Here is a 20435-nt window from a genome sequence, read left to right as displayed (position 1 = left end):
AGAAAAGCAAAAAGCCTGCTCGTAAGCAGGCTTCTTAAATTTGGCTCCTCTGACTGGACTCGAACCAGTGACATACGGATTAACAGTCCGCCGTTCTACCGACTGAACTACAGAGGAATCGTCTGAACGGGGCGAATATTAGCGGTGCCCCCTGCCCTTGTCAAAGCCTGAATTCACATTTCAGTGCGTTTGCCGAATTATTCTCCACTCTGTGCAGAAAGAGGGCGTTGCGCCGGCGTTTTCTGCGACTTCGGATACTTCCACAGCCAGCGCCCGCTGACCATACGCCAGTAAAACAACACGCCGCGCACCGCCCAGTCGAGGAACATCCCCAGCCAGACGCCGATGACGCCCATGCCGAGCATGATCCCCAGCACGTACCCCGCCACCACGCGGCAACCCCACATACCCAGCATCGACACCCACATAGCGAAACGGGCGTCACGTGCGCCTTTCAGCCCGGCAGGCAACACCCAGGAGGCCGCCCAGATTGGCATAAATGCAGCGTTAAGCCACAGAAGCACTTTAACCACCTCTTTTACATCTTCTTCCCGTGTGTAAAACGAGGCGAACAGCCCTGCAAAGGGTGCCGTCCCCCAGGCAATCGCCGTCAGAACAAGCGTTGAAAGCCAGAACACATGCCGCAGTTGCCGTTCCGCCTGCGCGATCTGCCCTTTGCCCAGCCGTTTGCCGGTGATAATGGTCGAGGCAGAACCGAGGGCGTTGCCCGGCAGGTTGATCAGTGCCGCCACCGAGAAGGCGATAAAGTTACCGGCGATGACGTTGGTGCCCATCCCGGCGACAAACATTTGCGTCAGCAGTTTGCCGCCGTTAAACAGCACAGACTCGATGCTGGCGGGAATGCCGATGCCCATCACTTCCCAGATAATGGCGAAGTTAAGTTTCTCGAAGTAACTTTTGAGCGAGATACGTAGCGCCGGGTTAAACCCAATCATCAGCACCCAGATAATCGCTACCGCACCAATATAACGGGAGACCGTCAGCCCCAGCCCTGCACCGGCGAAGCCCATGCCTTTCCAGCCAAACAGACCGTAAATCAACACGCTGCTGATCAGAATATTGAGGATGTTCATCCCGCCGTTAATCAGCAGCGGGATTTTGGTATTGCCCGCCCCCCGCAGCGCGCCGCTGCCGATAAGCGCAATGGCCGCCGCCGGGTAGCTAATGACAGTCAGTTCCAGGTAAGTCAGCGCCAGTGCTTTCACCTCCGGCGTGGCCGACCCGGCGATAAAATCAACAATTTGCGTGCCAAAGGCGTGGATAACCGCCGCCAGCACAATGGCAAATAAGGTCATGATAACCAGCGATTGCCGCGTGGCCGCCCTCGCCCTTTCCGCGTCGAGTTTACCGAGGCTAAAGGCCACGACGACCGTGGTACCCAGATCGATAGCCGCAAAAAAAGACATCACCACCATGTTGAAGCTGTCTGCCAGGCCAACACCCGCCATCGCTTCTTTACCTAACCAGCTCACAAGGAAAGTACTGAGCACGCCCATCATCAGGACGCAGGTGTTTTCCAGAAAGATAGGTACGGCAAGGGGGGTGATTTCTCGCCAGAGCAGGACACGGTAACTCTTACGCTTTTTGTACCAGGGGGTGCGCATGACAGCCTGGCGCAGGGTGGTGACGACGTTCAAAATTTTCCTTAGCACAAAGGGTGAAACCTCATTTCAAATAATGGGGGAGAAACCCTGATCCTGCAAAGCATTTCCTGAGAAATCGTTGCTTATTGCGGCAAACTGTCGAGGGAAGCAGCAGACAAACGCGCTGAGCTAAAATGAGGTTTGACAAATGTTTTTTCGCCGCTAAGATAAGCCTCCACAACGATTCCTCTGTAGTTCAGTCGGTAGAACGGCGGACTGTTAATCCGTATGTCACTGGTTCGAGTCCAGTCAGAGGAGCCAAATTTAAGAAGCCTGCTTACGAGCAGGCTTTTTGCTTTTCTACGTCATCACATTTCCGTATCCTCTGGCCGTTGCGAACCCCGCCACGAAACCGTATGGTGAAAGTCCCCTGCCCGTTGGGTTGTCATTGCTTTGTATGTTGAGGAAAAATGGACGCTTTATTTGTCTATGGGACGCTTCGTCCAGGCCATGCTAATGCGCATATTCTGGAAAATATCGGCGGCGAGTGGTTGCCAGGTTATGTAACGGGTACGTTTTACGCGCGTGGCTGGGGCGCCGCTGCGGATTTTCCGGGAATTGTGCTGAATAACGATGGCGCGCAGGTGCAGGGTTATCTGTTTTTATCCGACAACCTGGAGGCACACTGGCCAATGCTGGATGAATTTGAAGACGGCTATGATCGCGTCGAAGTGACGGTAACCACGGTAGATAACCGACACGTCACCGCGTGGATTTATCAGTTACAGCCAGCGGTGTAGCGATATCCAACTTAGGTGATTTACAGGCATGATGGATATGAAGCGTTTGATTATTTCACTCTTGCTGATTTCTCCGGCCGCCCTTGCCACCGATGAGTTGTCGCCGCCCGAAAGTGCAGTCCTCAATTTTAATCAATGGGACATCGGGCAGCGTTAATCACGAGGCCTTAGCAAAGGCCTCGTCGCAGGACGGACATGAATGACGCTTGCGGGCCTGAGATATCCTTGCGGATAACCCTCATCTTTATTTCATCCAGTAATTCAGCACCACAGCGCACGTCCCGTTTGCGGCAATTGTCATGAGCAAATTGGGCTGGTTATTTTCACTGGTACAAATCGGAACAATATATACCAGCGAGTTTTTGGCCGGTCTTTGCGATTGTCCATTCATCACTACATGACCGCCAAGCGCATTTTGAGGGCAGACGGCACCCGTGGCACTATGAACACCGGGGTCGAAACCACATTTTTCTCGGTATATCGCTATCCAGGACTTATTATCAATTTTAGGATCATTGGTTGAGCCAATAACATTTAAGAATTGTTGTCCTTGATTCCAGGTGGTGATGCTATTAAAGGTCGATTTCACTTGCATGTCAGCAGGTGGTACGGATTTCACCTCACTGGTTGTTTGCGTATTTTGCGTATTTACCTTTGCACTACTTGTTTTTTCTCCGGTTTGCGATGAACTACAACTGCTCAGTGCTATAACAACCGCTAATAATGTAAATAGCTTTTTCGTTTTCATACGCCCCTCATATCTCAACAGATTAAGGATAACAAATGAATATATTCACTACATTTAAAAGCAGACGAACGTGTAAAGCGCGATTTCGGTACACGTATTTTCAGCACGAGTCATATTGCAGAGTCGCGCAGGAATTCTGGCAAGCAGATAATCATTTGCCGATGCTTTAGTGGTAAATGGTGTGTGTAGTCTTCCGTGGGAATAAATTTCAGCCCAATATCTCCTCTGATCTGTTTTTTATAAAATCAGGTTTATATCAGATTCAGGATATATGCCTGACCCCCTTCGCTTTGTGGTTAAGTTTTCTGTTTTAATGCAGCAAAAATCACATTGTTTTATGCACAAAACCGAAAACTTAACATTTTTTTGCAATTCAAATCACAAATCTTCATGACAATGTCTGCTCCGGAAGTACCCGGAAAATGTTCTGAGGGATTTCAACAGCATGCTGAAACGGACCGAATCGCCCACACTTTCTTCCTTTTCAGGGGTGGACTGGCACGCCGGACACGAGGTACCAGAATGCCTCGCTTTTGATCAACGTGTGACTTTTATTCCAGAGTACACCCGCAGTCATACCAGCACTTAAGCGTGCTGTCGCCCCCTTGTCAGGGTCGTGTCGCCTGTCTGTCGTGTTCGTTGAGGGGCAGATGTGCGAATATGTCTCTGTCAACAATCAGCGGGAAGTATCAATGGACATGGGTGAAAAGGTGAAAGAGTACCGGCTCAGAAATGCCTGGTCACAAGAGCAACTGGCTGAGCTGGCCTCTCTTTCAGTACGAACAGTGCAACGTATAGAAAATGGGCATAAACCCGGGCTGGAAACGCTCAGCGCACTGGCCTCCGTATTTAATGTCAACGTTTCTGAACTGTCCGGAAACATGACACAGGCGGAGGAAACGCTGGATACGCGTATCAGTGAGGCCAGGCTCCGCGTTGAACAGGAAACGCGTTTTTATCGTGCACTCATTATTGCCCTGTTTGTCTGCAGCGTGCTGATGGTGGTCAATTATCTCTCCTCGCCAGGGAGCTACTGGTCTGTGGTGGTGACATTCATATGGGGTTCGCTTATTGCCTTTCGCGCCCTGAGGATCTTTGTCTTAAAAGATCGCATCGCCACGTGGCAGCAAAAAAGAGTTCAGCGCCTGCTGCGAGAAAAGAACGACCTTTCAGGCCGGGAAAAATAATCAGCAGTGAATAATGGCTGATTAATTCATTTTTATTTGCATAGCCGGGTTATTTTTATAGCCCGGAAACAGTCACGCCTAATCGACGAGGTGAAAACATGTCTTTTTTCCCGTATATCCAAAACACGCCTGCCTGGGTGTGGATCCTTTTTATTTACCTGCTTCATCGCGGTATTAACGCCCTCTTCGACAGAGAAATGCGGCCGGGCAGATTGTTCTTTCTTCCGGTGTTTTTCCTGCTCTGGGGAATATATGGCATTACGCATGAAATATTTCATCCTGAGCTGAGTTTGTTCATGATGATAATTGGCGCACTGGTAGGCATTGCTGTTGGGTATCTAATATGGCGCTCACAACCGCCGCTCAAATATTCTGATACGCCGGGGCTCATTATTCGCGCCGGAACACCGTTAACCTTGGGGTTAATCATCATTGCATTTGGCCTCAAATATATATTGACTGCAACTATTTATCTTCATCCCGAATTACGTGAAGCGCAGTCGTTTAGTCTTCTCTTCGGATTACTGACGGGGCTTGTCGACGGTATTTTCTGGGGAGGAACGCTAAGGGTATTTATGCCGTGGTATAAAAAAGAGCGCCTGCGCAAACACACGCCAATTTAACCCTCGGGCTGTGGCGCAACACGCAAAAAAAGACGACAGTGAGGTGTCGTCTAAAAGTGGAACATCGCGAGCCCCTGTCAGGGTCATGGGGGCCTTCTTATGATGTCTGTTCAGTTCACTGCCAGCCGCAGACCTAAATCTTCCGGATAGGGGGCAAAGTAGTTCTGTTGCAACAGATAGCGATCCGGGTACTCACCCAGGTAGTGTTTCAGTAGCGTCAACGGCGCCAGGATAGGCAGCAACCCGTTGCGATAATGAAGGATCACGTCGCGCAGTTCGCCCCGCTGTCGGCTGTTCAGATGTTCACGGAAGTACCCCTGAATGTGCATCAGCACATTGGTGTGGTTTTCCCGCGAGGCGGTTTTTTTCAGGATCGCCATCAGCTTTTCACGGTACGCCACAAAGAAGGCGTCCAGGTCTTCCCACTCGTGCAATGAGGCAACAAACGGCCCAATCTTGCGGTAGCCCGCCTGATGGTGAGCCAGCAGTTGAAGTTTGTAGCGGCTGTGGAAGTCCAGCAACGCGCGGCGGGTCAGGCCGTTAGCCCGCAGGGTGTTAAGTTCATGGAGCGCAAAAACACGCTCCACAAAGTTTTCCCGCAGCACCGGATCGTGCAGGCGACCATCTTCTTCGACCGGTAACCACGGGTACGCTTCGAGTAGCGCGCGGGTAAACAGCCCTACCCCCTCTTTACGCCCGCGATTGCCCTTTTCATCGTACAGACGCACGCGCTCCATGCCGCAACTTGGCGACTTGGCGCAGACGATAAAGCCCGACAGCGCGCCCAACCGGGGGAGATACGTGTCGGTAAATGCGGCCATTTTTTCCGTCACATCATCGTGTGGCGCATGGCTGAAGCGCATCCGGAAATCGCCGTCGCTGGTCTGAACCAGGCGCAATGCCGGGCGAGGCACAGGCAGACCGATGGCCATTTCCGGGCAGACAGGCTGGAAAGCCACCCATTGCCCGAGGCCGTCCATCACAAAGCCCATGCGTTTATGGCCACCGTCAAACCGAACAGCAGAGCCGGTTAAACAGCCGCTGATCCCAATAACAGGTTGCGTGTTCATGGCGATCTCCTCTTACTGCGCTTGTCGGGTGAAGAACAGCGTGACCGTTGCAACGGTAATGCCGAATTTCTTCATCCTGGTTTTATTAAAAAGATGTGTGCCGTCCTGCAGATACATCCAGTCATCAAAATGAAGCAGCCAGGTGCTGCCATTGGCTTTTACGTTCATGCTATAGCGCCAGTGAAAGGCATTGCCTGCCGCCTTGCCGGTTGCGATACCGTCAATGTCGCTTGCCGTACCTTCGTAGCGGCCATCTGCCGTGCGGCGGATGTGCCACACGCGCTGCTGCTTTTCGCCATCGTCATAGACGAAGCGCTCATTCAGCGTCAGCGTCTCGCCAACCGCGTTGCCGTCGATCTCCACGTGGAAGCGACGCAACTGCTTACCGCTGCGATCCTGCACCATCCCCCACGCCTCGGTTTTCCCGGCGAAATAACGAAAAATATCCAGCGAAGGTTGCTGCTGTCGGTAGTCATCAACTTCCGTGCTACAGCCTGTCAGCAGCATCAGCAGCGCCAGGCCAAGTGTCAGGATGCGTTTCATTTTTCACCTCCGATCAACTGGTTACGCAGTTGTGGGTATTGCGTACGGGAATCGAGCCAGATGGCCAGAAAGCAGCGACTGAACGCTTCGGACTGGCGCTCGCCAAGCGGGGTAAAGCCTTTTTGCGCCGCAGATGCGCGATACCAGAACTGCCCCTGCTTATCGCTAAGCACAAAGGCCAGTTCAGCGCCCGGTGTGACGTCAGGCCAAAGGGCACGCAGCATTCGCAACCAGGCCCCGCTTTGTGGCTGATGCTCCAGAATCCCCTGCGCCTGCCACTGTTCACGGGTAGCATCGACCAGCGCATTGCGATCGATGTCACGCTGGTAGGTGATAATCAGGGCCTGCTCTTGTTCCGGCCCGTGATAGCGGCCATCCGGTGTGAGCAACCGGGAAGTGTAGACGGTAAAAGGCCCCCAATAGAGCGTCGCATCACCGACTTTTTGCCAGTTAAACCAGTCGGCGGCACTGACCGCCGGGGCCACCAGCGTCATCCATAACAACGCCAGTAACGAGGTTCTCATGATCGCTTCCCCATAAAAAGATGGAAAAACAGCATGATCACGAGCCAGCCGGAGGCCATCCAACTCACCACGATGAAGGTCGGTTGCAGAAAGGTGATGGCACCCAGACGTTCGCCGATCACATACGCGACCGGACCACCAAGGGTCGCCAGCAACATCAGTAGTACCCCCGGCAGCGTCGTGGTGCAGGTCAGGCGTGTCCAGACGGTGGCAAACATCAGCCACAGCGCCGCCATCCATAGCGGTAGCAGCGCATCGCCATCAAAGTGAATAAGCCCCGTCCACGCCCATAACGTGTCGAGTCCACACCCCGCAACGGCGAGCAACAAAGCATGAAGACGGTGTGCAGGCGATAACATCATGCAGGCGAGGATCGCGAGGGCAAGCCACAGATACAGGCCGCGTTCACGAAACAGCACGACCAGCGTCCAGTAGAGATCGAACGCGACAGTCAGCAGAAAAACCTGCACATAACGTTTCATACCCGCTCCGCCGTCAATTGCACCACGCTGATCGTACGTGCGTTAAACCCGGCTTCGCAGTAGCCGAAGTAGTAGAGCCACATACGGCGGAAGTGGTCATCAAACCCTAATTTTTCGATATCGGGCCAGCCATTGAGAAAACGTTGCCGCCAGTGTGCCAGCGTACGGGCATAATCTGGCCCCATGTCGAACAGGTTGCGGACAACAAAATCGGTGTGCCGCGTCATCAACTCACTCATCGCGGTGATGCTCGGTAAAAAGCCGCCGGGGAAGATATAGCGCTGGATAAAATCAACGCTTTTGCTGTAGTCACGGTAACGTTGATCCTGAATGGTGATGGCCTGAATCGCCATTTTCCCACCCGGACGTAACCGTGCCTGGCAGGTGCGGAAGAACGCAGGTAGATAACGTTTTCCCACGGCTTCAATCATCTCGACAGAGACCAGTTTGTCGAACTCGCCCGTCAAATCACGGTAATCGCACAACAGCACCTCGACACGATCCTGCAACCCTGCACGGGCAATGCGTGCGGTTGCCCAAGCGTACTGCTCCTGTGACAGCGTGGTAGTGGTGACGCGGCAGCCATAGTGACAGGCAGCATATTCCGCCATCGCCCCCCATCCGGTACCAATTTCCAGCAGGTGATCGCTGGCTGTTAACGCCAGTTGTTCGCACAGACGAGCCATTTTTGCCTGCTGGGCCTGCGCGAGATCCTGATCCTCTGCGGTAAACAGCGCGCTGGAGTAAAGCAGGTCTGCATCCAGAAATTGCGCGTAAAACGCATTGCCCAGATCGTAGTGAGCGGCGATATTCTCCCGCGCCTGCTTGCGGTGGTTGCGCCGCGTCCAGTGCCGCAGTCGCTCAATGGGTCTGCCAAACAGCTGAAAACCGCTTTCCAGGCGCCCCAGCACCTTGCTGTTGAGTACCAGGATCTGCAATAACGCCGTGAGCTGATTCGTCTGCCATTCGCCATCTATCCAGGCTTCAGCGGCGGCAAGACTTCCACCCGTGAGCAGACGCCAGTAAACCCCTGGCACAAGGATCTGCACATCGGCGCGCAACGCAGCCGACGCATCACCAAAATGAAAGGTCTGCGCCCCATCCCGCACCGTGAGCGAGCCTTGACGAATACCACTTAGCAGGCGGAAGAGCACCCATCGCGCGATGCGGACGTTGCGCGAAAGTTCGGGTTCAAGCGCAAAGGCGGGATCGGTCATGGGCGTTCACTCCTGCTAACGGGGTGGTTATAGAGCGGCACACGCTTAAGCCATAGCCGTAGCGCCTGCCAGTAAATGGCGAAGACCGTTTTCAGCGTCATCAACGGAATGCGAATCAAGAGAGACGTCAGGTTTGTGCGCGTCAGCGGCTCGCGGTTCAGCAGCAACGTGGCGTCAAACACTTTTGACTGTTGGTGATTCTCGATGTGCATGCGCAGTACATTGCCAGGGCTGTTGAAGCGCCAGTGGTAGATCATGTCCATCGGGTTAAAGGGGGAGACGTGAAACGCTTTTTCCAGTGGACTCGCCTTGTCATCGACGGCGTAGTAGTGACGCTCGTTCCACGGGGTGTTGCGCACTTCCGCCACGACCCAACGCAGGGTGTCCGTATGGTCATAGCAGTAGTAAAAATTGACCGGATTAAAGTGGAACCCAACGTAACGCAGTTGAGTCAGCAACATGACGCGGCCATCCGGGCGTTCCCCGGTCAGGCTTTCCAGCTGGTTAAGGACATTTTCTTTAAGCGGTACGCCCAACGGGTAATCCGCATCGCAGAAAGCTGCAGCGGCAAACCGGTTACGGCGGATCCCCACGGCTGGGAGCAAATCGAGCTCATCCAGATCGAGCCATGCCATAAAAACGCGATAGCAAAACTGGTGCGTTTTCGGCTGGAGTCGACGATGGCGTAAAACGCCCTGATACAGGCAGCTGTTCATCTCAGTTGCCCTCCCCGACAGCTATTCCTTTCACCACATCCAGTGCGCTGCGCACGCCATCTTCGTGAAAACCGTTATACCAGTACGCCCCGCAATACCAGCTCCGTCGGTGACCGTTAATCTCACCGCGACGCGCCTGAGCCCGCCAGCTTTGGGGGTTAAAGAGTGGGTGCTCATAGACAAAGCGCTGCCAGACATAGCGCGCGTCGACCGGCGAGTCCGGATTGAGGGTGACACAGAACAAGGGGCTGCCTTCAGGCAGACCTTGTAAGATATTCATGTTGTAAGTGACACAGGCACGATCCTGATCCCGTTCGCTCAGACGATAGTTCCAGCTTGCCCAGGCGCGCTCACGTACCGGCAGCCAGCGCGGGTCGCTGTGCAAGACCACCTCATTGCGCTGCCAGCCAATAGCGCCCAACACTTCACGCTCGGCAGGTGCAGGATCGACCAGCATCGCCAGTGCCTGTGCCGAGTGGCAGGCGAAGATCACCTGGTCGAAGCGCTGCTCTGACGCATCAAGCCGGATCGTAACGCCGTCATCATGGCGCAAGACCTGCTGCACCGGCGTGTTTAGATGTAACGTCAGGCGGTCGCCCAGTTGCGCCAGCAAGGCGCGGATATACTCACGTGAGCCGCCTGGCACCACATACCATTGCGGGCGATCGGCAATATCCAGTAAACCGTGGTGCTCAAAAAAGCGCAAAAACAGCGGTAGCGGGAAGCGACGCATCTCTTGCAGCGACGATGACCAGATGGCAGCCCCCATCGGCAAAATGTAGTGGCGCGCAAAAAAGTGGCTGAAATGGTGCTGTTCAAGGAAGCTTTGCAAGGTGGCATTCTCGTCCACACCTGATCGCAGCGCCTGTTTTGCCAGCCGATTAAAACGCACGATCGCGTTCAGCAGTCCCCAAAATGCCGGGTTAACGAGATTGCGACGCTGCGCAAACAGCGAGAGGAGCGTATGCCCGTTATATTCCAGGCCACTCTGTGGGTTATGAACCGAGAAGCTCATCTGCGTTTTTTGCCCATTGATGCCCAGTTCGCTGAGCAGGTCCATAAAGCGCGGATAAGTGCGATCGTTATAAACGATAAACCCGGTATCAATGGCATACGTACCCTGCGGTGTGGAGACATCCACCGTCGCGGTATGCCCTCCCACTGTCGGTTCTGCTTCAAAAATCGTGACACGATGATGCCCGGCCAGGCGCCAGGCACAGGTCAGCCCGGCAATACCGCTTCCGATAATGGCAATGTTCATGAGCGCACCATCCTGCGCAGCAACACGCGCTGGAAACATTCAGGTAGCCCCGCCAGCAGGCGCAGGAGCAGGCTGAACCCGGTCGGAAAAGCGATGTGATTTTTCCCTTTCGCCAGGCCGCGACGGATGGCTTTCACAGCATCATTGACGCTTACCTGGCCAGGCATGGCGAAATCATTTTTGCGGGTCAGCGGGGTGTCCACAAACCCAGGTGAGACAACCGTGACGGTTATCCCTTTGGGTTCCCAGTCCAGTCGCAGGCTGTTAGCAAACCAGGTCAGCGCAGCTTTAGATGCACCGTATGCTTCGGCCCGGGGAAAGGGCAACCAGTGCGCCATTGAACTGACCAGCACCACGTGGTTTCCGGCAACGAGCTGTTCTTGTAGCGCAGCCAGGCAGTTTACTGGTCCCAGCACGTTGGTAGTCAGCACCCGTTCCACCAATGCAGCATCCACCACGCCGTGATTGAAATATTCACACGTACCCGCGCAGAGAATGACCAGATCGGCATAACATTGCGCCAGCGCCTGGCGACAGGCCTGCGGATCGGTCATGTCGAACAGGCGTACCGTGATATTCGGGCTGTACTGATGGAGTGCTTCCAGTCGCAGTGGATCCCGTCCGCACGCAATGACGCTATGGCCATCATCGGCCCAGGATTTTGCCAGCCCTTCCCCGATGCCAGAGCTGGCACCCGTGATGAGGACGGTCATCATGAGCGTACCCTCCTTTTCACGCCACGAATGGCCCAGCTCAGCAAAGGAAGATGTTCGTAGATCATCTCCCCCGCATCGTAGTAATCACGCTGGCGAATAATCAGGTTGTCCTGCACCTCCACCATGGAGCACCCACCAAGCGCAAGCGCCTTCCCGGCGGAAATGCGTGGATGTGACCAGTGCATCGTCCAACTGACGGCATAACGCTGCCCCTCGCAGACCGGAACGTCGATGGAAAAGCGGCAGTGCTGCACATTAACCAGCAGCCGTGTGAAATACCGCTGGATCGCAACCAGTCCCCGATGCTCACCAAAGGGATCGATGAGTTGAGCGTCCGGGTGATAGAGCGTCGTCAGCGCCGAAGGGGGCTGGTTATCCAGCCCGGCGTAGTACTCAACAAACCGGTTGATGACGGAGGAGAGTGTGCTCATGAGTTTCACCAGGGTTCAGAACAACAGAGTAATCGCATAATTTAAACTTACACAATTACTTTTATTTGTCCAATTTTTGGTGAAAATATTTTTTATATGTAATAATTATCAATAAGTTATTTATTGTTTCCTTGTGCAGTTGTTTTGCTTCTTTTACGCACACAGCCGTCTTCCGCTCACACGAAGGTTGAGTGGGAAACAGGTGCCGCGTGGGGAAACGGAATCAGAGAGGGATGACGTCCAGGGAAACAACCTGCTGCTGCCAGAGTTCAATCTGCTTTTTGCGCGCAGCGGTGAGTTTGCCGGTAGTGACCAGCAGCCATTTTCGTTCCGGGAAGATTTCAGGCGCAAGCGTGGCAGGCGGAACAGGAAGCACGTCAATGCGGTGGCCCTGCCCGGTACGGGTGAGTGCTTCAAGCCAGATTTCACACGGGTCGGTAAGGTGCCAGCCGGTGATCAGGTAATTATCCCCCGGCGCTTTTTTATCCCCTTCAAGGCAAAACGAGGTGTAGGAGATGATGATGCCGTCGAGCACTTCACGCAGGGTCATCATGGCTGGAATGTTAGCCGAGACTTTACTGCGCAATGGGCGCAAGACTTCCGTGACCAGTTCCGGGCGAGGATATTCGCGGCCTGAGTCGTAGATCAGCTGGCGCAGGGACTCGATTTTGCCCTCTTTCAGCCGCTGTAACATGCTCTCTTGCAGGGTGAGCCAGTTGTTTGTTCTGCGCGCACCGGGCCGTGCCAGCAGGGGTTTCACCTGGCTGACTGGCACCCCTTTTTTCACCCAGTCGAGGATTTTGAGCGCCTGCTGAACATCATCATCGCTGTACAGCCGATGGCCTCCCTCTGTGCGCAGCGGTTTGAGCAGGCCGTAACGACGCTGCCAGGCGCGTAGCGTGGTTGCGTTAATCCCGCAAAGCTGGGCAAATTCACCGATGGAGTAAGACATGGGTACGCCTGATAACAAAGAATACTCTCAATATACTACGAATATTTCCGGTCTGGATGAAGTGCGCCCTGCTTGCGCTACACTTTACGCCCAACTGTGCAAATGAAAGGAGTTCTCATGAAGCTATGGCCTGTGGTGACCGGCGTTGCTATCGCCCTGACGCTGGTTGCCTGCAAATCCCCAACACCGCCGCAAGGCGTTCAGCCCATTACAGGGTTTGATGCCCGTCGCTATCTGGGAAAATGGTATGAAATCGCCCGTCTGGAAAACCGCTTCGAACGCGGCCTTGAACAAGTGACCGCTACTTACGGCAAGCGTCGTGATGGCGGCATTAGCGTGCTTAATCGCGGGTACGATCCGGTGAAGAAAATATGGCGTGAGAGCGAAGGAAAAGCCTACTTCACCGGCACGTCCACCACAGCCGCGCTGAAAGTGTCGTTCTTTGGCCCGTTTTACGGCGGCTATAACGTGATCAAACTGGATGATGATTACCAGTATGCGCTGGTCAGCGGCCCTAACCGCGACTATCTGTGGATCCTGTCACGCACACCAACCCTTCCGGAAGCGGTAAAACGCGATTACCTCAACACTGCGCGAAGTCTGGGCTTCAGGGTCGATCAACTGGTGTGGGTAAATCAGTAACGCTGTGTGCAAAAGCAGTGTTGGCAGAGACGCCGTGCTTTTTAATACTCACGATTCTGGTCTGAAATGACTCGTCAGGAGGCAAGTCATGCCCGCTCTGCGCGAGAAGCGGAAGCTCGCTGTTGTTTCTACCAATGTGACGACATGATTTGATTCGCTATGAAGCAGCACACTGAATTGGCTGCCTGGACAGAGGTTATACCGGAGCAGATAAATTATCAGTCATCCAGGAAACTGCCAGGACAAGAATCTAATGAAACGCTACTTCAGACGACGGGAAAATGAGCGGGTACCAGTGATTGGTTACATTAGTTTAAGCGACGCAACCCGCGAAATAACTGACCACATCATTGGGTATTACAGCGTTCTCCGGGCGTATAAATAATACGGTGGGTTACCACCAAATACATCGGAAAAAAGCCACTGGAAAACCTTAACACAGTGGCCAGTTTTATTAACCGCTACAAAGAGTATCTCTATGTCGACTGCACTGGCACTGAATGTATAGATAGATTAACCGATATTAATTATCGCGCAATTTAAAAGCAAATGGATATACATAAATAAGGTATCTGTTCTGGTAATTTACGCAACCAAGCGTTTGACCTATACAATTAACGGGCTATTTTCACCTCTCCACACAATCGCAACATAACCTCGACACCGCCTCCACTTTCATTTGTTAACTTTCGGAGTCAAATCATTTGAAAGGAGAGAGTGCAGATGTTTCCACGAAACGAAACTCGATTCGTTCTATTTCCTGGCTGCCAATACATGCTGATTGGATTTAACAATAATAAAGACAAAACTACGATTCTTCTCCTGTATACCGGTAGCAATAATACTGACTTAAAAAAATCAACCAATATCCACTAGCTTACTGACCAAATCGACAATGCCATACGTCTTATAATCTGGCTGGCGGCAATTTCTTGGGGCTTAATTATCGGCACGCCAGGTTCCCGTTGGCTTGCTTTTTAAAGGAAAAATAATGAACAAACAAAGGATCCTACTAGTCGAAGATGATGATGAAATCGCTGCTGTTCTTAAGGCATATCTGGAAAAAGCACAATTTTGTGTGGAGCATGCTGAAAATGGTGTAATTGCACTTGACCGTTTTCGCATGACACAACCCCAGTTAGTTATTCTCGATGTCCGCATGCCCGGCTGGCAAGTATTAACTGCATTACGTCAGAGTGAGAACACGCCAATAATAATGCTAACGGACGACGACGATTATATTGACAAGCTTTCGTCACTCGGTACCAGTGCGAATGAGCACATTGTGAAACCCTTCAACCTTGCAGAAGTCGTGGTACGCACAGAGGCTATCCTGCGCCGCACAACACACGATAATGAGCAGCACGTCATTTTATCCAGTCGCTCAATCGAGATAAATCTCGCCAGACATCGGGTGAGGATACGCCCGACAAATCTGGAGATTGCTCAATGGCTAACAATGACCGAATTTCGTCTTTTAACGCAATTCGTCCGTGAGCCGGAGCGTGTTTATAGCCGTGATGAATTGATAGAGACTTGTATGTTGAAAGGCAACACGCTACCCCGCACTGTTGACAGTCATATCAGTAAACTGCGCAGAAAGCTTGAGGAAGCCGGAGCAGCGAATTTATTGAAAAGCGTCCGTGGTTTTGGCTACCGTCTGGGTGAAAAGAAGTGGCTAAAGGACTCAGCAAACAACTGAACATGCTTATGGATGCCGGATACGCTGAGTTTAAGGAAAACAGTTATGATCTTACTCGAAAATTCCCGCACAGCATAACTCCGGAAATAGCCAAGATAACATGTAAAGAACATGATAAAAGGCCAAAAATGAGCATCTAATATGAAAAGCTGGGCAGCGAAAAATTCATCACGTCCAAATGTGGCGCTGCTTCTTTTTATATTGAAACACCGCATTCATGAAAAGCACTGATACAATTTTAAGGCTTCGGTTTAGTGCTAACTTCAGTAGCAAACTCAATTAAAGGATACTCTATTTGCTTTTTGGCATACACACTCTGCAAAGCTGAGATATTAAAATGAATAATCATAATGAGGATTACTTATAATACATCATCAATTTGAGTGTGGTTCGTGAGCATGAAAATGAGATGACAATATAGCAAGAGTAATTTTTGGTAAAATACTCAAACGGATTATCGAATACGCATAATAAGCAAGCAGCAAAAATATAGAACTCAATGAGCTGGTGTTATAGTCAAAGGAGTAAGTGCATTTATAATTATATAACTCAGCAATGAAATATAGCCACATTTTAATGTTCGTGGTGCCGGGTGCCTCCCGGTGAGCCTTTGGCCAGTTCCCGCACAAGCTCGCGTTTATCATGGCTGTTATCTTCAAACTGTTACGCCCCTCCGCTTAGGGGGATTCACCACCTTTTGTTTATATATTATAAAATATAATTCCCAAAGTTTTTTATGCTTAAACATCTTTCAACTCATCATTTGTTTACGTTTTATTTAATTTCAACACCCCACCAAACCAAGAAAAAACCCAACTATAGCAAATACAAAAACGCTCCCAAGGAAGGTAATATTTATTATTTTTCTGATCTTACGTTTATGCCTTGTTTAATATGTGTAGATTTTATTTTTGCACAAAAAATTAATTACAGAGAGACTAAAGTTTATAATTAAAGGGCCGATGACTTACTCGACCAATACCAAGCCTGGAATTGGCTAAATAAATTAAAAAGGAGAATTCACATGTCCGTTATTAATACGAACACGTTATCGCTAATGACTCAGAATAACCTGACTAAATCTCAGTCCTCTCTGGGATCGGCGATTCAGCGACTATCTTCCGGCCTGCGTATTAACAGCGCTAAAGATGACGCGGCTGGCCAGGCGATAGCTAACCGTTTCACTTCTAACATCAACGGTCTGAATGTTGCTGCCCGTAACGCGAACGACGGTATCTCTCTGGCGCAAACCGCTGAAGGCGCGCTGGGCGAAATCAACAACAACCTGCAGCGTATCCGTGACCTGACCGTTCAGGCACAGAACGGCTCCAACTCTGCGTCCGACATCGACTCCATCCAGGCTGAAGTTAACCAGCGTATGGAAGAAGTTAACCGCGTAACGAAGCAGACCGATTTCAACGGCATCAAAGTGCTGAACACCGGTTCCGGCAGCAGCACTTATAACTTCCAGGTCGGCGCGAAAGACAGCGAGAAAATTGGTATAGACATCAGCTCCAGCGACAGCTACAACCTGGCTGCGGCAGGCACTTCCGGTGCCACGCTGAATACTAAAACAATGGCTTCCGGTGATACCGTTAACGGTACCCAGCGCCAGACTCAGGCTGTTGGTTTCGACGTTCTGCACGGTAAAGTCACCGGCGGTGCAGCTGGTTCAGCTTCCGGCACCACGCCGCTGGCTGACATCGATGCGGCAATCAAATCTGTTGACTCCCAGCGCAGCCTGCTGGGTGCGTCCCAGAACCGTTTTGAATCCACAATCACAAACCTAAAAAATACGGTGAACAACCTTTCTTCCGCACGCAGCCGTATTCAGGATTCTGACTACGCAACAGAAGTGTCAAATATGTCCCGCGCACAGATCCTGCAGCAAGCAGGTACTTCAGTTCTGGCTCAGGCTAACCAGGTTCCACAGTCGATGCTGTCCCTGCTGCGTTAATCACAAAATAGCTTATTACCGAAACCGCCTTTATGGGCGGTTTTTACTATTAGCAGGACTGAACACGGCACGGTAGATTCATGCTGTCCGCCGATGAGTCATCACTAAAATGTGAAGGGATGAAAGCACATCAGGAGCGCTGCGGTGATGCAAATTTTGCAGCAATCATTTCAGATGTGGGCTGTATCCCTCCAAGACTCCACTGTTCCGGTTCATGTTCGTCGATCCGGATCCATACTGAACGGCGGAATTCAGGATCGCCTTTCCCCTCAATTTCAACAATAAGGTCAGTCATTCGACGTAGCAGCTCTTTTTTTTGCTCCGCATTCATTATTCCTTTCATGGTTTGCACATTTACGAAGGGCATTGTATTCTCCTTAAATAACTGAGTCTTAAAATCATACCCAGATTAAAAGGCAAATACATATATGTCAAAAGATAAATCATTACCGTACTTGTTGCCTGAGCTTTGCGGGCTTGCTGCGGCGGCAGAACTCCTTGGCGATCAATGGGTTTTGTTGGTTCTCAGGGAGGCGTTTTACGGGGTCACTCGCTTTGAAACTATACGTGCTCATACAAAAATCACGAAGCAAACATTGGCAAACAGATTAAAAAAAATGACTGAACTCGACCTGCTTTGCAAAATCCCCTATCAAGAAGAAGGGGCACGTGAACGGTATGAATATGTTCTCACCGAAAAAGGTCGCAGCCTTGCGCCGATTCTGATCTCCATGATGGAGTGGGGTCATAAAAACATACTGCACGACTCACCGCATATTGCCTTATCGGATAAAGAAAGCGGAGAAGTACTGCATAGCGCCTTTGTCACGGCAGACGGTAAGGTTGTTGATCCAAAAAACATTCAGATAATCGCGTTTGAAAGCCAATCCGGAAAGGAGCGGATAAGTGACATAGGCAAAATATAAGAAAGCCGACTCTGCTGAGTCGGCTATTGTTCTGGTCAGAGCTTGAAGCTACCAACAACATTTTCGAGTTGGACAGTTTGTTCTTCCATGGACTGCGCGGCCGCCGCCACCTCCTCCACCAGTGCCGCATTCTGCTGCGTTGCGCTATCGAGCTGGTTGATGGCGAGGTTGATCTGGGCAATCCCGCGGCTTTGTTCATCGCTGGAAGAGCTGATTTCTGAGATCAGCACACCCACGCTTTCAACTTTGTCCATCAGTCCGTCCATCGTTGTCCCTGCCTGACGAACCAGTCCGCTACCCTGCTCAATGCTGCTCACTGACTCTTCAATCAGTTTTTTGATCTCCTGAGCTGAGCGGGCACTACGCTGCGCCAGTGAACGCACTTCAGCGGCCACCACAGCGAACCCACGCCCGTGCTCACCCGCCCTGGCCGCCTCTACAGCTGCGTTAAGCGCCAGGATGTTGGTCTGGAAGGCGATGCCGTCAATCACACTGATGATTTCCACCACTTTAGAGGAGGACTCATTGATGTTGTTCATCGTGGAGACAACGTTGTTAACCACACTGGCCCCTTGTTTCGCCGCCGCCGAAGCCTCTTTCGCCAGTGTATTCGCCTGCAACGCGTTCTCGGCGTTAAGGCGCACAGTGCTGGTCAGTTCTTCCATAGACGCTGCCGTTTCCACGATTGAGGCCGATTGATCTTCGGTGCGCGAGGAGAGGTTCAGGTTACCGCTGGCAATCTGCCGCGAAGCCGAGGAGATCGCCATTGAGCTATTTCCTACCTGCTGCATCAGCTCGTTAAGGAACGAAATAAACTTATTGAAGTTATTGATAATGGCGTTAAATTCCGGGCTCTTACTTTGCGCAAGACGCTGCGTTAAATCCGCACCGCCGCTGGAGAGCGCTTCAATATTACGATTGAGCAACGTCACATTATGGAAAATATTGCGCACAATAATCATCATGATAAAGACGATAAGTATCCCGATAATCGCCTGTACGATGGTGAGCTTGGTCATAATAGCGTCAGACATACTCACCAGGTGGCTGCTCGGAATATCAACCGCCATGAACCACGGGCTGCCGCTAATGGGCAGAACGAACAGGGAATGCGCGCCGTCTTCACCATCGTAGCTCCCGCGCACTTCCGTTGTTTTACCCTGGTCTAACAGGCTAACTAACGGTGCCGCTGCCGGAATACCGAGATCGCGGACGTTTGAGAGCGCAGGTTTATCCTGTACGGACGAGCCGTTACCGACGATTTTGCCATCCGCTTCAACAATCAACACGCTGCCGTTTACCGCTTTGCCCATATCGACAGCCAGCTGGTTAAAGAAGCCCAACGTCACGTCGATGGTCGCCACACCCCAGGCTTTGCCGTCTTTCCAGATCGCCATTGCACAGTTAGTTCGGGGTTGTGGGCTGGCCGCATCCTGATAGGCTTTCGCCCACGCACACTCTCCTTTTGGCGCATTCATGCCGTCTTTATACCAGGATTGCTCCCAATATTTTGCCGATTCCGGCTGGTTCCAGACGGTGTTGACTTGCAGGTTGCCGCCTCCGTCGCGGGCATAGAAGGTACTGAATTTGTCCCGAGCCGGATCACGCTGACCAGGAAGAGGCCAAATCCCACCGCCGAACACGTTTAAATCCCCATATTGGTTAACCAGGCGCGGTAATAATCCATCGATTTGCTCACTTTGCAGACCGACAACCAGTTCAGTGATTGAGCGTTGCTGAGCCTTAACACGGTTCATCTGCTCTTTAATCGCGTTACTTTGTAATTCAACCGTCGCCTGAATATTTTTGGTCTCAGTTTCAATAATCTGCGGAGAGACGAAGTGCTTGATAACAATATAGGTTACTATCAATAAGATAACGAAAAAGCTTATAAGCAACAGGCCTATTCGGCCCTGGGTATTTTTCCATGTCATAATAGCAGCACCCGATCTGGTTGATATTATGTGTAATAACGGCATTTAGTTGAAATTCTTTAATTTAAATCGCGCCGCCGTTTCATATAAAAGCGGCATCTATAGGCCAAAATAACGTTTTATAAAAAAACGTTCTGCCGTTCACATTTTTTAATGTGCCACACATTTTTCTTTAAAAGACAATATCGTCGTAATGAGTCATTTCCCGTGGGTAAATTTTCTTTGATGAAATCAATATTATTTTATCGATATGCGTACATTCTGATGAAGCAGAACAGTACGGACAGTAACATGCGCGTTCGTACTTTTTTGTCAGGCAAGGTGTCTACGCTCCGGAACGGTAAAGTCATGCTCCTGTGAGGTTCTGACAAGGAGAGTGTTGACCCGACGAGAATACTCG

General features: G+C 51.4%; 22 protein-coding genes and 2 tRNA genes. 9 read left to right on the top strand and 15 right to left on the bottom strand.

Features of this window, described 5'->3' with window-relative positions:
• Positions 1 to 41 precede the first annotated feature (41 nt).
• A tRNA-Asn gene (locus tag ABGA49_RS06100) sits at positions 42 to 117 on the bottom strand.
• A gap of 80 nt (positions 118 to 197) precedes the next feature.
• Positions 198 to 1673 carry an EmmdR/YeeO family multidrug/toxin efflux MATE transporter gene (locus ABGA49_RS06095; RefSeq protein ID WP_347665296.1) on the bottom strand — a complete coding sequence of 492 codons (1476 nt, stop codon included), beginning with the start codon at positions 1671 to 1673 and terminating at the stop codon, positions 198 to 200.
• Between the two features lie 176 nt (positions 1674 to 1849).
• On the opposite strand from ABGA49_RS06095, the gene ABGA49_RS06090 reads away from it, so the two are divergent.
• The 3 genes from ABGA49_RS06090 (at position 1850) to ABGA49_RS06080 (ending at position 2561) form a co-directional block, all read left to right on the top strand.
• A tRNA-Asn gene (locus tag ABGA49_RS06090) sits at positions 1850 to 1925 on the top strand.
• A 149-nt stretch (positions 1926 to 2074) separates the two neighbouring features.
• Entirely contained in the window at positions 2075 to 2404 is a 330-nt protein-coding gene (locus tag ABGA49_RS06085) for a gamma-glutamylcyclotransferase family protein (RefSeq protein WP_088238000.1), read from the top strand.
• 28 nt (positions 2405 to 2432) lie between these two features.
• A complete protein-coding gene (locus tag ABGA49_RS06080; protein WP_347665295.1) occupies positions 2433 to 2561 on the top strand; it encodes a hypothetical protein in 129 nt (42 codons plus the stop codon).
• A gap of 87 nt (positions 2562 to 2648) precedes the next feature.
• Here the strand turns inward: ABGA49_RS06080 and ABGA49_RS06075 are convergent, their stop codons facing one another.
• Positions 2649 to 3152, bottom strand: coding sequence for a hypothetical protein (locus ABGA49_RS06075; protein ID WP_347665294.1), 504 nt, complete (start codon positions 3150 to 3152; stop codon positions 2649 to 2651).
• Positions 3153 to 3844: 692 nt separating this feature from the next.
• Between ABGA49_RS06075 and ABGA49_RS06070 the strand changes: the two genes are divergently transcribed.
• Positions 3845 to 4339, top strand: coding sequence for a helix-turn-helix domain-containing protein (locus tag ABGA49_RS06070; protein ID WP_088238002.1), 495 nt, complete (start codon positions 3845 to 3847; stop codon positions 4337 to 4339).
• A gap of 98 nt (positions 4340 to 4437) precedes the next feature.
• Positions 4438 to 4962 carry a DUF6622 family protein gene (locus ABGA49_RS06065; protein WP_347665293.1) on the top strand — a complete coding sequence of 175 codons (525 nt, stop codon included), beginning with the start codon at positions 4438 to 4440 and terminating at the stop codon, positions 4960 to 4962.
• Positions 4963 to 5072: 110 nt separating this feature from the next.
• Here the strand turns inward: ABGA49_RS06065 and ABGA49_RS06060 are convergent, their stop codons facing one another.
• From ABGA49_RS06060 to ABGA49_RS06015, 10 genes are all read right to left on the bottom strand, one after another.
• The gene (locus tag ABGA49_RS06060) at positions 5073 to 6032 is read right to left on the bottom strand and encodes a DUF523 and DUF1722 domain-containing protein (RefSeq protein WP_061494220.1); all 960 of its coding nucleotides are present in this window, start codon (positions 6030 to 6032) and stop codon (positions 5073 to 5075) included.
• A 12-nt stretch (positions 6033 to 6044) separates the two neighbouring features.
• Positions 6045 to 6575: a DUF3833 domain-containing protein gene (locus ABGA49_RS06055; protein ID WP_061494219.1), complete on the bottom strand. Its 531-nt coding sequence runs from the start codon at positions 6573 to 6575 to the stop codon at positions 6045 to 6047.
• Positions 6572 to 7099, bottom strand: a complete 528-nt coding sequence (locus tag ABGA49_RS06050; RefSeq protein ID WP_061494218.1) for a hypothetical protein — start codon at positions 7097 to 7099, stop codon at positions 6572 to 6574. Before ABGA49_RS06050 ends, ABGA49_RS06055 begins: the two co-directional genes overlap by 4 nt.
• Complete coding sequence (locus tag ABGA49_RS06045) at positions 7096 to 7581, bottom strand: DUF2878 domain-containing protein (RefSeq protein WP_061494217.1); 486 nt, start codon at positions 7579 to 7581, stop codon at positions 7096 to 7098. Before ABGA49_RS06045 ends, ABGA49_RS06050 begins: the two co-directional genes overlap by 4 nt.
• A complete protein-coding gene (locus tag ABGA49_RS06040) occupies positions 7578 to 8798 on the bottom strand; it encodes a cyclopropane-fatty-acyl-phospholipid synthase family protein (protein WP_347665292.1) in 1221 nt (406 codons plus the stop codon). Before ABGA49_RS06040 ends, ABGA49_RS06045 begins: the two co-directional genes overlap by 4 nt.
• A complete protein-coding gene (locus ABGA49_RS06035) occupies positions 8795 to 9514 on the bottom strand; it encodes a DUF1365 domain-containing protein (RefSeq protein WP_061494215.1) in 720 nt (239 codons plus the stop codon). The genes ABGA49_RS06040 and ABGA49_RS06035 overlap by 4 nt, the downstream gene beginning before the upstream one ends.
• A gap of 1 nt (position 9515) precedes the next feature.
• Positions 9516 to 10775, bottom strand: coding sequence for an FAD-dependent oxidoreductase (locus tag ABGA49_RS06030; RefSeq protein WP_347665291.1), 1260 nt, complete (start codon positions 10773 to 10775; stop codon positions 9516 to 9518).
• Positions 10772 to 11491: an SDR family NAD(P)-dependent oxidoreductase gene (locus ABGA49_RS06025; protein WP_134317963.1), complete on the bottom strand. Its 720-nt coding sequence runs from the start codon at positions 11489 to 11491 to the stop codon at positions 10772 to 10774. The genes ABGA49_RS06030 and ABGA49_RS06025 overlap by 4 nt, the downstream gene beginning before the upstream one ends.
• On the bottom strand, positions 11488 to 11922 hold the full coding sequence (locus ABGA49_RS06020) for a nuclear transport factor 2 family protein (protein WP_061494212.1): 435 nt from the start codon (positions 11920 to 11922) through the stop codon (positions 11488 to 11490). The genes ABGA49_RS06025 and ABGA49_RS06020 overlap by 4 nt, the downstream gene beginning before the upstream one ends.
• A 223-nt stretch (positions 11923 to 12145) precedes the next feature.
• Entirely contained in the window at positions 12146 to 12874 is a 729-nt protein-coding gene (locus ABGA49_RS06015; RefSeq protein ID WP_061494211.1) for a MerR family transcriptional regulator, read from the bottom strand.
• Between the two features lie 117 nt (positions 12875 to 12991).
• On the opposite strand from ABGA49_RS06015, the gene ABGA49_RS06010 reads away from it, so the two are divergent.
• The 3 genes from ABGA49_RS06010 to ABGA49_RS06000 all read left to right on the top strand — a co-directional run bounded on the left by ABGA49_RS06010 (position 12992) and on the right by ABGA49_RS06000 (position 17175).
• The gene (locus tag ABGA49_RS06010) at positions 12992 to 13516 is read left to right on the top strand and encodes a lipocalin family protein (protein WP_088238011.1); all 525 of its coding nucleotides are present in this window, start codon (positions 12992 to 12994) and stop codon (positions 13514 to 13516) included.
• Positions 13517 to 14507: 991 nt separating this feature from the next.
• Positions 14508 to 15218 carry a response regulator gene (locus ABGA49_RS06005; RefSeq protein WP_347665290.1) on the top strand — a complete coding sequence of 237 codons (711 nt, stop codon included), beginning with the start codon at positions 14508 to 14510 and terminating at the stop codon, positions 15216 to 15218.
• Between the two features lie 1024 nt (positions 15219 to 16242).
• The gene (locus ABGA49_RS06000; RefSeq protein ID WP_347665289.1) at positions 16243 to 17175 is read left to right on the top strand and encodes a flagellin; all 933 of its coding nucleotides are present in this window, start codon (positions 16243 to 16245) and stop codon (positions 17173 to 17175) included.
• A 130-nt stretch (positions 17176 to 17305) separates the two neighbouring features.
• On the opposite strand, the gene ABGA49_RS05995 is transcribed toward ABGA49_RS06000, so the two are convergent.
• Positions 17306 to 17542: a tautomerase family protein gene (locus tag ABGA49_RS05995; RefSeq protein WP_061494207.1), complete on the bottom strand. Its 237-nt coding sequence runs from the start codon at positions 17540 to 17542 to the stop codon at positions 17306 to 17308.
• Between the two features lie 61 nt (positions 17543 to 17603).
• Here ABGA49_RS05995 and ABGA49_RS05990 point away from each other — a divergent pair, with 61 nt between their 5' ends.
• The gene (locus ABGA49_RS05990) at positions 17604 to 18101 is read left to right on the top strand and encodes a helix-turn-helix domain-containing protein (protein WP_347665288.1); all 498 of its coding nucleotides are present in this window, start codon (positions 17604 to 17606) and stop codon (positions 18099 to 18101) included.
• 35 nt (positions 18102 to 18136) lie between these two features.
• On the opposite strand, the gene ABGA49_RS05985 is transcribed toward ABGA49_RS05990, so the two are convergent.
• Positions 18137 to 20035 carry a methyl-accepting chemotaxis protein gene (locus tag ABGA49_RS05985; RefSeq protein WP_347665287.1) on the bottom strand — a complete coding sequence of 633 codons (1899 nt, stop codon included), beginning with the start codon at positions 20033 to 20035 and terminating at the stop codon, positions 18137 to 18139.
• Positions 20036 to 20435: the final 400 nt, after the last annotated feature.

The organism is Kosakonia sp. WA-90, assembly GCF_039871955.1.
GTDB classification, from domain to species: domain Bacteria; phylum Pseudomonadota; class Gammaproteobacteria; order Enterobacterales; family Enterobacteriaceae; genus Kosakonia; species Kosakonia oryzendophytica.
This window is presented reverse-complemented; position numbering and strand designations above follow the sequence as displayed.